This is a genomic window from Agrilactobacillus composti DSM 18527 = JCM 14202, from assembly GCF_001436375.1.
Taxonomy (GTDB): domain Bacteria; phylum Bacillota; class Bacilli; order Lactobacillales; family Lactobacillaceae; genus Agrilactobacillus; species Agrilactobacillus composti.
Genome location: NZ_AZGA01000011.1, coordinates 69,328 through 85,625, shown reverse-complemented (window position 1 = coordinate 85,625; position 16,298 = coordinate 69,328). Strand labels below are relative to the sequence as shown.

13 protein-coding genes and 1 tRNA gene are annotated in these 16,298 nt (G+C 42.0%); 3 read left to right on the top strand and 11 right to left on the bottom strand.

Annotated elements, in window-relative coordinates; all coding sequences use genetic code 11:
• Positions 1-158 precede the first annotated feature (158 nt).
• Positions 159-232 (bottom strand) — tRNA-Arg (locus FC83_RS03440).
• 62 nt (positions 233-294) lie between these two features.
• Between FC83_RS03440 and FC83_RS03435 the strand changes: the two genes are divergently transcribed.
• Positions 295-2,730: a Xaa-Pro dipeptidyl-peptidase gene (locus FC83_RS03435; RefSeq protein WP_236700805.1), complete on the top strand. Its 2,436-nt coding sequence runs from the start codon at positions 295-297 to the stop codon at positions 2,728-2,730.
• Between the two features lie 60 nt (positions 2,731-2,790).
• On the opposite strand, the gene FC83_RS03430 is transcribed toward FC83_RS03435, so the two are convergent.
• The 4 genes from FC83_RS03430 to miaA form a co-directional block, all read right to left on the bottom strand.
• Positions 2,791-5,064 carry an ATP-binding cassette domain-containing protein gene (locus FC83_RS03430; protein WP_057002397.1) on the bottom strand — a complete coding sequence of 758 codons (2,274 nt, stop codon included), beginning with the start codon at positions 5,062-5,064 and terminating at the stop codon, positions 2,791-2,793.
• A gap of 136 nt (positions 5,065-5,200) precedes the next feature.
• Positions 5,201-6,544, bottom strand: coding sequence for a type I glutamate--ammonia ligase (gene glnA, locus FC83_RS03425; RefSeq protein ID WP_035452415.1), 1,344 nt, complete (start codon positions 6,542-6,544; stop codon positions 5,201-5,203).
• Positions 6,545-6,583: 39 nt separating this feature from the next.
• A complete protein-coding gene (locus FC83_RS03420; RefSeq protein WP_035452414.1) occupies positions 6,584-6,985 on the bottom strand; it encodes a MerR family transcriptional regulator in 402 nt (133 codons plus the stop codon).
• A gap of 81 nt (positions 6,986-7,066) precedes the next feature.
• The gene (gene miaA / locus FC83_RS03415) at positions 7,067-7,990 is read right to left on the bottom strand and encodes a tRNA (adenosine(37)-N6)-dimethylallyltransferase MiaA (RefSeq protein ID WP_057002396.1); all 924 of its coding nucleotides are present in this window, start codon (positions 7,988-7,990) and stop codon (positions 7,067-7,069) included.
• Positions 7,991-8,074: 84 nt separating this feature from the next.
• Here miaA and FC83_RS03410 point away from each other — a divergent pair, with 84 nt between their 5' ends.
• Positions 8,075-8,254 carry a DUF3042 family protein gene (locus tag FC83_RS03410; RefSeq protein ID WP_035452413.1) on the top strand — a complete coding sequence of 60 codons (180 nt, stop codon included), beginning with the start codon at positions 8,075-8,077 and terminating at the stop codon, positions 8,252-8,254.
• A gap of 98 nt (positions 8,255-8,352) precedes the next feature.
• On the opposite strand, the gene FC83_RS03405 is transcribed toward FC83_RS03410, so the two are convergent.
• From FC83_RS03405 to FC83_RS03380, 6 genes are all read right to left on the bottom strand, one after another.
• A complete protein-coding gene (locus FC83_RS03405; protein ID WP_200868848.1) occupies positions 8,353-8,760 on the bottom strand; it encodes a rhodanese-like domain-containing protein in 408 nt (135 codons plus the stop codon).
• A 29-nt stretch (positions 8,761-8,789) separates the two neighbouring features.
• Complete coding sequence (locus FC83_RS03400) at positions 8,790-9,764, bottom strand: ROK family glucokinase (RefSeq protein ID WP_035452474.1); 975 nt, start codon at positions 9,762-9,764, stop codon at positions 8,790-8,792.
• 24 nt (positions 9,765-9,788) lie between these two features.
• Complete coding sequence (locus FC83_RS03395) at positions 9,789-10,022, bottom strand: YqgQ family protein (protein ID WP_035452411.1); 234 nt, start codon at positions 10,020-10,022, stop codon at positions 9,789-9,791.
• Positions 10,015-10,701, bottom strand: coding sequence for a rhomboid family intramembrane serine protease (locus FC83_RS03390; RefSeq protein WP_035452410.1), 687 nt, complete (start codon positions 10,699-10,701; stop codon positions 10,015-10,017). Before FC83_RS03390 ends, FC83_RS03395 begins: the two co-directional genes overlap by 8 nt.
• 14 nt (positions 10,702-10,715) lie before the next feature.
• Positions 10,716-11,264, bottom strand: coding sequence for a 5-formyltetrahydrofolate cyclo-ligase (locus tag FC83_RS03385; protein WP_035452408.1), 549 nt, complete (start codon positions 11,262-11,264; stop codon positions 10,716-10,718).
• Between the two features lie 82 nt (positions 11,265-11,346).
• A complete protein-coding gene (locus FC83_RS03380) occupies positions 11,347-13,464 on the bottom strand; it encodes a peptidoglycan D,D-transpeptidase FtsI family protein (protein ID WP_057002395.1) in 2,118 nt (705 codons plus the stop codon).
• A gap of 186 nt (positions 13,465-13,650) precedes the next feature.
• On the opposite strand from FC83_RS03380, the gene FC83_RS03375 reads away from it, so the two are divergent.
• On the top strand, positions 13,651-16,284 hold the full coding sequence (locus tag FC83_RS03375; RefSeq protein WP_057002394.1) for a YfhO family protein: 2,634 nt from the start codon (positions 13,651-13,653) through the stop codon (positions 16,282-16,284).
• Positions 16,285-16,298: the final 14 nt, after the last annotated feature.

Genomic DNA, 16,298 nt, shown 5'->3' with positions numbered 1-16,298 from the left:
GAACTCTCAGAGTACTTTTTGTAATCTGGTCGCAATTTGGTCGCAAAGCTTCTAAAAACACCCTTTTTCTTACGTTTTCTAGGGGAACAAAAAAGCATCTAAACCCTTTACTACCAGGGCTTAGATGTTTTTTACTTGTTCATATGCTATACTCAAAATGACACAGGTGAGACTTGAACTCACGACCTACGGTTTAGAAGACCGTTGCTCTATCCAGCTGAGCCACTGTGTCAACAACGTATTCCATTTTACACAATTTCTTCTAGCGTTGTCAATCAAAATTTATCTAAAGAGGTGCACCAATTGAAATTATACCAATATTCCTATCATCCCGTGCCTTTTGACCAGCAATTAAGCGATCTTAAAGCCATTGATTTCTTGCCCGGCCGCTTTGATACCATGAAAATCAACAAAGTATTTGCTGTCTTTATCAACAAGCTATTTCCTGAGCAACATAGCACCAGCGCCTTATTGGAGACCATGGACCGGCTATTGGTCAATGAACACACGACCTTAAAAGCTTTATATGAGACTGAACACTTCACATTACTTACAACAGATTTTTACAACCTAGCTCTACAATTACTGGGATTTGAAATCGATGTCGATTTTAAATTAGCCCAAGGCGGTGAGTTTTTAAGCAATTTAGGCTTGCCCCTCTTAAAGACACCAGAACTCTTAACAACTAAAGCCCAATTGGTCACTGCCTTTTATTACTTGCTCTGTTTACGAACGAAAAATGGCCAAAATTATTTGGATGTACTGGCGAATCGGGGCTTTTTCAATCAATTTTTCAAATCTAGAACACCACAATTCGTTTTATTCAACGGACGCTTACAGGCCACTTTTGATGCCAATACAACGATTCGCGAGATCGTTTATGTTCAAAGTGATTTAGATACGGATGAAGATGGTCAATATGATCTTTTAGAAACTACCATTTTCCGCCCGAAAGCCACGGCTTATAACTTAAAAGTCCCCGCCCTTTATACCGCCAATCCTTATTTCAAGGGCACCAATGATATGACGGCCGCTTTACATGACGTTAATATTAATTTAGCGGTCAAGCCAGCCACCGAACCCACTATCACCAGTGCCCTGCCGCCGGTCCTCCAGATTGATCAACCTGTGACGCTAAAAACACCGGCGGTTAAAAGTGAAACGGAAACTGCGGAGATAACTTCGACTGAAGATAATATTTATTCACTGAATGATTATTTCTTAGCCCGGGGTTTAGCCACGGTTTATGCCGGTGGGATTGGTACGCGGCATTCTGATGGTATCCGGACTAGCGGCTCCCCGGCCGAAACCTTATCCACCACCGCCATTATTGAATGGTTACATGGCGACCGTCTTGCTTTCACTAACAAAACTGATCACATCGCCATCAAGGCCTGGTGGTGTAATGGCAATGTAGCCATGACTGGCAAATCCTATTTGGGCACCATGGCCACCGCGGCGGCCACAACGGGGGTTCCTGGTTTAAAAGCCATCATTTCAGAATCAGCCATTTCCAGTTGGTATGATTATTATCGCGACCATGGTTTGGTGGTGGCCCCAGAGGATTGCCAAGGCGAAGATTGCGATGTATTAGCAATTGATACCTTTAGCCGTCTAAAAGACGCCGCTGATTATCAACGGATTAAACCAGTCTTTGATAAAACCCTCTTAGCCTTAACCAAGGGTCAGGATCGCAACAGCGGCAATTATAATGATTTTTGGGCAATTCGCAACTATCGCACTAACGTTAAAAATATCAAGTGTGCTGTTTTATTAGTCCATGGCTTAAACGACTGGAACGTCAAACTTCGCAATCCGGAAAAACTTTGGCGAACCTTGCGAGAAGCTGATATCCCCGCCAAAATGTTCTTGCACCAAGGCCAACACGTTTATATGAACAACATTCGCTCCATTGACTTTAACGACATGGTCAATCTATGGCTGACCGACAAGTTGTTGGGCTTTCCCAATCACAGTGACACCATTTTACCCAAAGTCCTCATTCAAGATAATGCCCAGCCTGAAACCTGGCACCATTACCAAGACTGGTGTGCTGACAGCGATCCTAAGCGCCAATATTATTTAGTGGGCAACGAACTAACAACGCAGCCTAAAAATAGCTCCATTCAAACTTACGTGGATGATGGTGCTGCAACTTTCCTAAAAGGCGATCGTGATGAACACGCCTGGACCCGGGCTATCATGGCAGATCATTCGACCTATGCCACTAACCGCTTGCAATATAAGTCCCAGCCATTAGATCATGAGCTTTATATTGATGGCAATCCGATTTTAACTGTCCAAATTGCCAGCAGTACAGATCACGGTTTGCTAAGCGCTATGCTCGTGGATTATGGCCAAGCTAAGCGCTTGTTAGCTAACCCTAGTATTATTGAACGGACTGGCTTAAAACTTGGCTATAACTGGCAATCTGAAGATCTGAAGGAATTTCAGCTGACCCCAAAAACATCAGCTTACAAGTTGATCACAAAGGGACATATTAATTTGCAAAACCGGGCCTCGTTGCGTTTCAACCAAACTGTCACCCCTGATCATTTTTATACCGTCCATTTTGAACTGCAACCAACCCACTATCATCTATTAAAAAATCATCAAATTGGGCTGATTTTATACAGCACCGACATGGGGATGACATTACGTTCCTCTGAAGTAATTCATTATCAAATCGATTTAGCAGACTGTCGCTTAGAAATTCCTTATCGGCGTTAATTTAAATTCGTTTAACAAAAAATCCAGCAATTGCCAAATGTGTCAGGCAATTGCTGGATTTTATTTAGATAAGGCGTGTTTTAAAGCCGCCGCCGTATAGGAGTTTGCTTGTTGTAAAATGCCAGCTGGTGGGCCGGCATATAAAATCTGGCCGCCAAAGCTACCAGCATCTGGTCCAACATCAATCAACCAATCTGCTTGAGTCATCACCGTCAAGTTGTGCTCGATTAAAACTAAGGTGTTGCCCTGATCAACTAATGTATTGAAAAGTTTGAGAAGCTGCTTGATATCTTGCATATGTAACCCTGCCGTGGGCTCATCTAGAAAAATCATATTGCCCTGACCGTTTAACTGGGTTGCCAGCGATAATCGTTGTAATTCTCCCCCAGACAACGTGGTTAGCGATTGATTTAATTTGAGATAGCCTAAACCCACGCGTTGTAAATCATGGATTCTCGGACCAATTACTGAATCCTTGGCAAAAGTCTGACTGGCCCTTTGCACACTCATTTCCAAAACATCGGCAATAGTCTGCCCTAGATATTGATATCGGAGTGCTTCTGGACTATAACGCCGCCCATGACAAGCTTCGCACGTTTGGACCACTGGATCCATAAAAGCCATATTGGTAATGGTGACGCCTTTACCTTTACAAACAGGACAAGCCCCCTTGCCATTATAGCTGAATAAACTACTAGAAACTTGATTAGCCTTGGCAAAACGTTGTCGAATTTTGTCAAAGATACCTAAATAAGTTAATGGTGTGGAACGCAAATTAGCACTGGCAGCCCGCTGCTTTAAATTAATGATCGGTACGTCCATACTGGCCATTAACCCTTTGGCTAAAGAACTCTTACCTGAGCCAGCAACACCCGTAAGGACTATCATGACGCCTAGGGGTAAGCGGACATTAACATCTTTTAGATTGTTGTTTTGAATATGTTGACGAATCAACCACCCTTGACTGGGTTTTCTCGGTGTTTTTAAAATATATGGCTGTCTTAAATAATCTCCCGTTAATGTATGGGAATGCACTAAAGCTTTAAAAGAACCTGTAAACGTGATTTGTCCGCCGCCACTACCAGCCACAGGACCAATTTCTACAGCATAATCTGCGTCAGTCATCATTAAAGGATTATGTTCCACAATTAAAATCGTATTGCCTTGGTCTTGCAGTTGACGTAACGCTTGTTTCACTAAACGAATATCATGGGGATGCAAGCCCACACTGGGTTCGTCTAAAATATAAACTAAATCAGATAGGGAACTATTCAAGTATTTCGCAATTTTAATCCGCTGCGACTCACCCCCAGAAAGGCTACTGGTCCCCCGTGCTAAAGATAAATACCCTAAGCCAATATTGATCAAGGCCTTTAACATGGTCTTTAGTTCACGAATAATTGAAGTAGCTAAAGGCACTTGAATCTGGTTTAAAAAAGCTACGGCCTGCTCTAGGTTCATACTGCAAACATCTGCGATGTTTTTACCATCAATATGATTAGAACGTACGAGGTCATTTACCCGAGTCCCTTGACAAGCTGGACAAGACTTATGAGTCACCACTTTGGCAATTTCAGTTTGATGATGTTTAGCCTCAGCCTTGTGCAGGATCGACCGCTTGATTCGGGGAACAATCCCTTCATATAAGGCCGTGGGATGCCAATTAACCGGGGCATTTTTAAGTTGTTGTTGTGGCGCATGCATCAATAATTCCCATTCTTGAGGCGTGTAATCTGCCAAAGGTTTATCATTATCAAACAAACCACTGTTAGCATACCTTTTCCAGCGCCAAGTGTTCACACCAAAGCTCACAAAAGTAATGGCACCTTGATTTAGTGACTTATGCTTATCAACTAAGGCGGCTTCGTCAATATCATCCACATAACCTAAACCTTGGCAAGTTTGACACATACCTTGGGGCATATTGAAGGAAAATGTGTCGGAATAACCAATAAATGGTTGACCAATCCGTGAAAACAATAAGCGTAATAGCGAATAAATACCCGTATAAGTAGCCACGGTGGAACGGGCATTTTGCCCAATCTTCTTTTGTTCAATAACAATAGCTACCGGCAAATGTTCAATTGCCTTCACATTAGGTTGGCCATATTTAGGTAAATACTGTTGGGTGAAACTGGGAAAAGTTTCATTTAATTCACGTCGGGATTGTGCGGCGATGGTATCAAATACCAACGAAGACTTACCGGCCCCGGACAATCCCACAAACACTGTCGTTCTTTTTTTAGGCAGCCGTAAATTGATATCCTTTAAATTGTTTTGTCTGGCGCCGTATACACTGATTTCACCATCGGTAAACAAATCATCTTGGGTCATCTCACCATTCCCTTCAATTTTTTCAGTTTATCTAGTGTAGACCACCTGCTTGGGATAAGTCAAACCACCAATACTGCCATTAAATGTAAAAAAAGGTTGAGACCAAATTGCTGGCCTCAACCTTTTTTTACTCATTTTAATATAATTCCAAGTATTGATCTCTTTCCCATTCGGAAACAGTTTGGCGATAAGCGCCCCATTCAAGATCCTTAGAATCTAAGAAACTACGGTATAAGTGATCACCTAAAGCACTTTTAACGACATCATCTTTTTCAAGTGCTTTGATGGCGTTATGTAATGTAGAAGGCAAATCGGTAATGTGGTTATCCTGACGTTCAGCTTCATTCATGCGGTAAATGTTCCGATCAACGGCTGGATATGGGGTTTTACCTTGAGCTAGACCATCTAAACCAGCATTTAAAATCGCAGCAATTGCTAAGTAAGGGTTCGCACTTGGATCAACGGAACGCATTTCAAGTCGTGTGGATAAACCTCTTGATTGAGGGACCCGAATTAATGGTGAGCGGTTGCGGCCAGACCAAGCAACATAAACTGGGGCTTCAAACCCTGGCACTAAACGTTTGTAAGAATTCACGGTTGGGTTATTAACAGCTGTCAATGCCCGGGCGTGATCCATTAAACCGCCTAAGAAGTGGTAAGCCGTCTCTGATAACTGGCCTTCAGCTTTTTCATCAAAGAAGGCATTTGTTTTCGGATCGCTGAACAAGGACATGTTGATATGCATCCCAGAACCATTGATACCTTCCAATGGTTTTGGCATAAAGGTAGCATGCAACCCATGTTTTCTGGCAATAGTTTTAACAACTAATTTAAACGTTTGAATATTATCTGCTGCTTCCAGGGCATCAGCATATTTGAAGTCAATTTCATGTTGGCCAGGGGCAACTTCATGGTGAGAAGCTTCTACTTCAAAGCCCATTTTTTCCAATTCAAGGACGATATCGCGGCGAGTGTTTTCACCTAAATCAACTGGTGCAAAATCAAAATAGCCACCCTTATCATTCAAGTTGAGGGTTGGTTTGCCGGTTGCATCTAATTGGAATAAGAAGAATTCTGGCTCAGGGCCGATATTAAAAGCTGAGAACCCTTGATCTTGCATTTCTTTGACAACCCGACGCAAGTTATTCCGTGGATCCCCGGCAAATGGTGACCCATCAGGATTGTGAATATCACAAATTAAACGGGCAACTTTCCCATGATCAGAACCCCAAGGGAAAACTAAGAATGTGGACAAATCAGGGTATAAAAGCATATCACTTTCTTCGATACGAACAAAGCCATCGATGGAAGAACCATCAAACATGATTTTGTTGTTCAATACCTTTTCAAGTTGGTCCACTGGAACTTCAACGTTTTTGATGATGCCGTTAATATCCGTAAACATTAACCGTAGGAATTGCACGTTTTCTTTGACAACAACTTCGCGGATGTCATCAGCTGTGATTGATTTATTAGCCATTAATATCAAACTCTCCTTTTCCAATGCCTATTAACTTACCTAGAGTGGTTTTTTATGAAAGAAACCAGGAATCTGATGGTCTGGACCCTCCAAGCCACCAGTTTGAAGTAATTCTTCCCGCAAAATGCGCCGAACATCATCATCGGTCAATTCGTGGTTGTCACTCTGAGTCGTGGTTACGAGCTTGGACTTACGTTTTTGTTCTTCAAAGGCATACTTGATACCAGCAATGTTCATGCCATCTGCTAGATAATCTTTAATCTCCAACAGTCGATCAATATCATTTAGCGAAAACATGCGTTGATTACCTTCGTTGCGCTTTGGTCGAATCAATTCTTGATCTTCATAGTAACGAATCTGACGTGCGCTTAAATCAGTCAGCTTCATGGCTGTTCCAATCGGAAGAACCGCAAGTGTCCGTCGTAATTCTTTTTCTTTCATAATTAACCTCCTCTCTGTTACAAAACCTATCATACACAACAGAGGTTTGTCTGTCAATGCAAAATGTTAGCTTTTATTACATTAATTTTGCCATTGGGCCACAGTCGCTTCTATTTCTGAAAGCCAATGTGGATCTGCAAAAGGATCAAACCAGTGGGTGGGCATTTGATTGCGGAAATAAGTTAGTTGGCGTTTGGCATAGTGTCTGGAATTTCTTTTGATCAAAGCTACTGCCGCGTCTAAGCTCATTGAACCCTCAAAATAAGCAAACAACTCCTTATACCCGATGCCGTTGCTGGCTTGGACACTAGTTTGTCGGCGTTTATAAAGCCAATGTGCTTCGTTTAAGAGGCCCTGGGCCATCATCTGATCGACACGGGCATTGATTCGTTCATAAAGCAATTGCCGCTTTGTATTCAACCCAATTATCAAGGTATCCAATTGGGACTCAGTTTGATTTTGTTGGGAAAACAACTGCGAAGTTTCATTGACCACTTCTAATGCCCGCACGATCCGCCGCTTATTAGCAGCTGGTATATTTTTAGCACTCACAGGATCTTGTCGCAACAAGCGCTGCCAAGCAACTTGAGGGCCTACTGTGTCATAAAACTGCGTCCATTTAGCCCTTGTTTGTTCGTTGAGTTGGTGGTTAGCTGCATCCCCTAAATTTAAATTGTGTCGGAGGGCATTTAAATAAAAACCTGTCCCGCCGGCAATGATGGGTAAAACTTTTGCCTGTGTTAACTGGGTAATTATTTGTTGGGCTTGGGTCTGAAAATCATGGACGGTATAGCGTTGGTCAACATCAGCAATATCTAGTAGGTAATGTTTGACCCCTGCCATTTCATCAGGGGTTACCTTGGCAGTGCCCACATCCAAATGACGATAAATTTGCATCGAATCACCTGAAATGATTTCCCCGTGAAATTTTTTGGCTAAATGTATACTAAGGTCGGTCTTGCCAATGGCGGTTGGCCCCACAATCATCAACACTTTTGACTTCATCTTATGCTCCAATCATGTTATTTAGTGGTAATCTCTGATACAATAAGTAATAATAAAGGTATACTGAAATAGGAGGTAATTCATATGGCAAATAAGTTTGTATCTGGTTTTGTTGTTGGTGCCCTCGCCACAGTGGGTGCACTGGGTGGTGCCGTTTTAGCATTTAAAAAGACGGTGATCGAACCTGAAGAAGACTTTAACAACAAGGTAGAAGAAAATCGCCGTAAGGCTAATCGCAAGCAACATGCGGCACATCAAGCATAATCAGTATTTTAAAATTAAAGGCTGGCACAAAATATAAAATTTTGTGCCAGCCTTTTTTTGCGTTAACTACCTGGATACAGTCTAGGCGCAACAACTTATTATTTCTTCTTTGTCTTACCTTTCCAGTTACGATAACCATCTTCAAGCCAGTTCACTTCTTGAAAACCGGCCTTACGTAATTTCAATGTGGCCCGAACGCTCACGTTCTTACCATCATCATAAACATAGACTGGTAAATCCTTGCGCAGTTCACCCATCCGTTGCTTCAAGGTGGTAAATGGCAGGCTACGGGCACCTAAAATATGCCCGGCATCAAATTCTTTTTTTTCTCTTAAATCGATCAACTGTGCCTTACGCATAGTCTTTTCAAATACTTCTTCTTTAAGGCCGGCCTTTAATTGTTTAGCTCGTAACCAATAATATAGCCAATTGCCCACAAATCCCAGAATAATCACTAGGAAAAAGATGTTTAAAAACCAAAGACCTGAAATCGCACCAACAACCAAAATATTCGCCCCTAACTATTTAATCTTGACTACTTCACAAATGCATTTCTAGCTAACCAAGCCGCACCAATAACGCCGGCTTCGTTGCCTAAAGTTGCCAACCGAACAGCCGTCGTCTCCCGGACATTGGGGAAGGTATTGGCTTTAAAAGCCTTATCAACCCGAGTTAATAAGAAATCACCTGCAGCAGAAACCCCACCGCCAATAACTACAAAAGACGGATTTAATAAGTTGGCAGCATTCGCCAAAGCCAAGCCTAAATAGTTGGTCACTTTATCCACGACCATTAAAGCCAGCGGGTCATTGCTTTTCGCCATATCAAAGACAATTTTAGACGAAATTTCTTCACCATCATCTAAAGTCTTCTTCAAGACAGAATTGCCAGAATATTCTTCGGCCATGTCCCGGGCAACCCGGACGATACCGGTGGCAGAGGCCACGGTTTCTAAACAGCCATGCTTGCCACAAGTACACAGGTAACCATTGTGCGTTTCAACCGTCACGTGGCCAATCTCACCACCAGAACCGGCCACACCATGCAATAGCTGACCATTGGCAATTAAACCGCCGCCAACCCCAGTCCCTAGGGTAATGAAGGTTACATCAGCTTCGTTTTCACCTGCGCCCTTCCAGCGTTCACCTAAAGCTGCAACGTTGGCATCATTGTCAATTACAAATTTCATCCCGGTGCCAGTTTCGATGTCTCTTTTAACATATTGCAATGTTTTCCAATTGAGGTTAAAGGCACCAATGACCGTTCCGGCTTCTAGATCCACTGAACCCGGTGAGCCCATGCCGATCCCAATAAATTGATCTGCAGTCATATCATATAATTTCAAGCGGTGATTAATGGCATCAATAATACTTGGTACAATATGAGTCCCATCGTCTAAAATATTCGTATCGATGCTCCACCGTTGTTGGATATCACCGTCCAATGTTAAAATTGCAAATTTAATTGTTGTCCCACCGAGATCGACCCCGATTAATTTTTTGTCAGCCATGTTAGCCATGGTGTTTAACTCCCTTCAATCATGAAACATGTTATTTTCTGGATGTTCAGCTTCTAAGCGATGTTCTCGCTTTAAAACCAGGGCAGCCGAACGAAATACCTGGTCATCAATCAAACGCGCATCATGAATCTTACGCAATTCTTCATGCATCAATTCAATATCCCAAAGGCGATTGCCTAAGTGTACAAAGATACCAAACCGTTTCAATAGCTGTTGCACATCATATAAATTTCTAAATTTTTCATCCATTCAAACCAGCCCGATACAAACCTACAGATACTAAGAGCACGACAATGACTGCTAATGCCTGAGCCAATCGGGATGTTTGGCCAAATCTTCTTGGGACACTTAAGGCAAACGCGACTAATACCCCGCCAACAAAACCCCCAATGTGTCCCCAAATATCAATATTGGTGGCAAACATATCAAATACTAAATTAATGACGACTAACACGCCAAATTGTTTAGCCATTGTCTGAATAAACGGATTATGTTGAAAAGATAAGCCCAACATGATAAATGCCCCGAAAAGCCCGAATAACGCGGTACTAGCCCCAGCTGAAATACTGTTATCACTACCAAAAGCAAAGCTACATAAGTTCCCAATGATCCCGCTGGCCATATAAATGACAAAATAGCGCAGGTGCCCAAATACCCGCTCTAATTGGGTCCCGACATAATAAATCATCACCCCATTGACGGCGATGTGCATCACCCCAATGTGTAAAAACATGGGCGTGATTAAGCGCCACCACTGGCCTTGGGCAATTAAGCCATTTACCCCAGCACCATAGTGCTCTAGGACAGCGATGTTTTGACTGCCGCCGCTGAGAACTTCTACAAAGAACATAATAATAGCTGCTCCTAAAAGCAGCCACGTTACAAATGCGGTACTATCCAAGCGTTGCCAAGTTCGTTTAAAATCCATACCATCGCTCCATTCTAGACAGTTAGAATATCTTCTACAGGTACATCTAACATGGAAACTGGCCATTGTGGTTCATCATATAACATCGGTGATAATACAAAAGCCGTTGTATGGGGTTGATACCGGTTAAGATAACGATCGTAATAACCAGCACCAAAACCAATGCGGTAATGGCCATCTTTGGAAAAGGCAATCCCTGGGACCACTACCAAATCAGGTGGATCTAAGCGCTGAGATGCGATTAATTTAGGTTCGTAAATCCCAAAAGAACTCTTCTCTAAATCTGCAACATCTGCTGGATATGGTAAAAAAGTCATTTGATAATTAGATAAGGTTCTGGGTACATAAACTTTTTTGCCCAAATTTTGAACCGCCTTAATTAAAGGTGCTGTATTGAATTCAATGTCTTGACTAATCGTTAAGCCAATTGTCTCGGCATTTTGAAAGTTTTCTAGTTGATAAAATGCTTTGGTTAATTGTGCTTCTTCCTGACTTTTTTGATCATCTTTTGAAAATTTGACCAGTCGATCAATCTGTTGTTTCCGAAAAGTTACTTTGTCCATAGCGCGCCCCCTCAAAGAAAAGTCAAAACTATTCTACCATGTTTAATCGTGAAAACCTATTGAAATTCGCTAGTCTTAAGGATTATTTGTTATTTGTGTCCGTTGCGGCTGTAGTCGTGCCGTAATAATCTGTGACCATTTCTTTAGCCATATCAAGGTTATAATGGGCGTTACTAGCTGCCGTACTCAAGTTTGGAAAGACAATGGCAATGGCAAAATCTGGATCAGTAGATGGGGTGTAACCCACAAAACTCGAGGTTAGCGTTTCAGTTAAGTTTTTGCCATCGGAATAAAATGATTGGGCGGTCCCGGTCTTCCCAGCCATAGATGGGGTCACACTCTTCAAATCATGAGCTGTCCCCCAGGCTTGTGACCCATGGACCACATTATAGAACCCTTGTTTAACCACAGATAATTCAGATGGGGTGAAACCAACTTTGTTTAACACCGTTGGTTGTGTATTAGATACCACATTGCCCATGGAACCATCATTATTGGTGGCTTGAATAGATTGAACCAAGTAAGGCTTCATCCGATAGCCACCATTCGCGATAGTCGATACATACTGCGCCATTTGGATCAAAGTATAAGCATCGTAGTTCCCGTAAGCCAAATCCAGTGCTGAACCCACTTTCAATTGCCCGGATTCATTAAAATTACTGCCTTCATAACCGGATGTCTCCCCAGGGATATCAATGCCCGTCTTAACGCCGAGCCCAAATTGATTAAAGTAGCCCCGCATGGTGCTAAAAATATCATCATCCATCTTGATATATGAATTAGGCACATATTGGGCATGGCCTTCTTTTAAGGCCAAGCGCATCATATAAATATTTGAGGAAACTTCAAGGGCAGTAATAGCATTCATGCTCCCAAAGGTCCCCACTGGATAAACAGACTTCTTAACCGGTGTGCTTGGCAAATAAATGGCATCATCGGATTGGGTATTGTTAGTTGGTGAAATAACGCCGTCCATCATTGCCCCTAGAACAGTAGCCCCCTTCACCGAAGACCCCATCACAAAGGTCCGGTTAATGGTCCCTAAAGCATCGTCAGTGGTCTTACCCGTTTTAGGGTTATTACGAACACCTGCCAAGGCTAAAATCGCGCCAGTTTTTGGATTCATCGCAACGGCGTAGGCCCCATCAGAATAAGCAGCCATACCATTGGCTTTGGCTTGCGCAAATTCTGCTTTTAAGGCAGCTTCAACTTTGGCTTGATAGTCTGAATCCACTGTTAGATTCAAACTATCACCCTTGGATCCACCATAAACAGCATCCGACTTCAAGACCCGGTTATTAGACCCCACCGTCACTTCGGTTTGTGATTTCGTCCCTCTGAGCACATCTTCATATTCTTGCTCTAAATAACTAGTCCCCACCCGATCATTGCGTGAATAACCAGCTGCTAACAAGGAATTAACTTGATCTTCAGGTAACCCTTGTTTTTCGCTGGAAACATTCCCGATGATGCTGGACATGGAATCCCCACTTGGGAAGTTGCGTTCCCAATCAGTGCCGATATTCACCCCCGGCAGGTCTTCTAAATGTTCACTAACTTCAGCGACTTCTTTTGAAGTCACCCCAGAGTTTTTCACAAATACCGTTGATAACTGATAGGCGCCGCTAATGGATTTAAAAATAGCAGCTTGTTGTTTTTGCTTATCTGAAAAACTATGATTAGCGGCCATTGCCTTTTGTACCGCTAATTTGTAGATAGCTTCATCTGACAATTTATCGCCTGACGCCGTATGAGTCTGGGCTTTACTTAAGCTGGCAGTGGTTGTTTTGAGATTGGTTGCATCTGACAAATAAAAATCTGCTAAATCGCGATCCGTTAATTTACTAGTATCTACAGTAATGTAGTTACTGAGTCGTTTGGCAACGGTTAACATATTGTTCGTATTCAAGTTGATTGATTTGGTATAAGTAATGGCACTATTGGCTTTATTGCCAACTAACACACGTCCCTTCGCGTCATAAATCATCCCCCGGGGAACGTTGCCTTGAATAACTGTACGATCAGTTCGATTGACTTCTGCTTGAAAAGAAGCGCCATGAATAACCTGTAGATAGGCTAACTGGGCCACCAAAGCGGCAAATAAAAGAAAAACTATAAAAAATAAAATATTCAAGCGGATCGGAATTTTTGAGTTTCCGACACGGCCTGAAGATTTGATTTGCTGTTTAAGATATTTCACTTTTTTTAAACTCCTAAATTTTCTGTCATTGAAAAAATTATTAACCCGAAAATTGAAAACAGGCTGGTATTTATTGTAATATAAAATAGTTGCTTTGATAAGAGGCAAAAACACAAAGATATGACAACTTAATGGTTACCGACTTTTGAAAGTGACCATATTCTGAATTTTAGATTGAGGTTAACTATGATTTTACAGCACTTCAAAAAGCACTACGCTTATTATCTCAGTTTTTTTGTGCCAGCGATACTTATTTTAATTTATTTTGCTTATCGCGGTGCTTACCCCTTTGGTAAGTCATCTTTGCTAACTGTTGACTTGGGCCAACAATATATCGATTTCTTTGCATATTTTAAAGCAAGTTTATTACACCACCCTGAGACTTTGATCTATTCCTTTAGCAAAGCTATCGGTGGCGATATGTTGGGCGTTAGTGCCTATTATTTAATGAGTCCCTTTAATTTAATTTTTCTGATAACACCCCAGCGGCTATTTCCGGTAGCTGTCTATCTCATAACGGTCTTAAAATTCGGCACCGCTGGTTTAACAAGTGCTATCTTCTTTAAGCGCACCAACTTGCTCAAAGGCCTATTGATCCCTACCTTTGGGATCAATTACGCCTTAATGAGTTACTTAGTGGTTAATCACTTTAATTTGATGTGGCTAGACAGTGTGATCATGCTACCCATCGTGGCATTAAGTATCAATGGGATTTTTAAGGGCCACTACCCACTTTTTTGGCCCATTGCCTTGGGCATCACAATCTTGTTGAACTATTATATTGGTTTCATGATTGTGCTATTTGCCATTTTATATTTCATCTTCCAATGTAGTTTAAAAATCACCAAGCCCAAGCAACTGCTACCAGCAATTTGGCGCTTTGTTAGTGGCGGTTTATTGGCTGCCGGCACTGCAGCCTGGTTGTTGCTGCCAACATTAAGTGCCCTGAGTGAAAGTAAGGGCCAACATACCATTTCCAAAATTCAATGGCGCTTTGAATATACACCTTGGCATCAACTTTTGAAACTGATCATTGGCAGCTTTAATTTTGACCAAATGTCCACGGGTTATGCTAATATTTTTACCGGTTCCCTAGCCTTATTTGGGTTCATCTTATTTTTCACCATCAAACGCATTCCCTTAAAAGCCAAAATTGCTGCCGGTACGATTAGTTTATTGCTGATTTTCTCCTTGTGTTATGAGCCTTTGGATCTCTTGTGGCATGGCCTGCAATTTCCGATTTGGTATCCCTACCGTTTTTCTTTTGTGATTAGTTTTTGGCTGTTGCTTTTGGCGGCCTACAGTTTCCGCTACAATGTACCCATGGGCATAACGCAAATTGGCTTGACTTTGGCCCTAACCTTAGGCTTAGTACTGCTTGCTTTGAATGTGGTCAATCGCTTTGATTTTATTAGTAAGCCACAAATTGCCATCACCGCCGGTTTTATGCTCTTGACACTGGTCTTATTAACGCTGAGACAAACCCGGTATCACGGCGTCAATAATTTGTTCATTATCATTGTAACCGTTGAAATGGGCTTAAATTTGTTCATGAGTTTAAACCCCATCAGCTATCTCAATAACTCAGATTTCACGACTTATACGCAAGCACTGGTTAAAGGCAGTGACAACGTCAAAGAATTGGCCAAGAATACGCCTTTTTATCGAATTGGTAAAACCTATGAACGCACCAAAAACGACCCCATGGAAGCCGACTACTACGGGGCTTCTCAATTCAACTCCATGATGGAGCCTAAAGTTACTGATTTCTTTGGTAAATTGGGCCAACCCAAGGGGGATGGCTTTGTGACCTATAACAACGGCACTTTAATCACGGATGCCCTATTGAGTGTGGGTTACTTCTTACAAGATCGTAGTGACCCCATCGATGCCAATACTGCCACCCCAAATTTAAAAACTAGCTTACCTGTCGTATCTTCTCGACCTGATCTAAAGGAGTATGATACCGCGCGCTTATTACCGGAACAACAAATCTACAAAAATCCTTTTGCCTTACCTTTAGCATTTTTAGCGGATGCAAAAGTGCGCGCGACAAAATCCTACACTGATTTTCCTTTGGCACAGCAAGAAGCAATTTTCCATGAAACAGTGCCCCAACTTACCACACCGTTATATACGGCGACCAACTATCAAGTGACCTTAGATAATATGCGCCTGAAAAAACATGCTGCTGGTTTAGATTATACCAAAATCAATCAAAAACAGCCGGCTAAAGTCACCCTAACTTTCACACCAGCCACAGACGATCCTTACTATATGACCTGGGGCTCAACATTAAACAGTAAGTTTGTATCTTTGACCATTAACGGTAAAGCCATCGGACTAGATGATGGTTATCAAAACACCTTAGTCTTTGGAGTGGCCGATCAACAAAAACGCCAGCCCATCAAAATAGAGTTAGTTCCCCAGAAGAATAGTTTATGGCTTGACAATATTTCTATCTTTAAATTCAACGCTTCGCTATTTAAGGTTTGGGCCAATACCTTACAAGATCAAGGCTTGACACAACAAAAAATTACACCTTTAAGTATCAGTGGCAACATCAAGGCCACCAACAACCATCAAGTGGTGATGACATCTATTCCCAATACCAAAGGGTGGCATGTCTTCGTTGACGGTAGACCAACGCCCAAAATACAGTTATTACAAACCCTCATTGGTATCCCGGTGAAATCAGGAACACACCATATTCAAATTGTTTACAGGGCCCCTTATTTGCGTTTAGGCCTAGTCATTAGCGCCTTTAGTTGGTGCATGATTATTGGCTTAACAGTTTATCGGCGCAAGCATATGATTTAAATTCAAAAAAACGA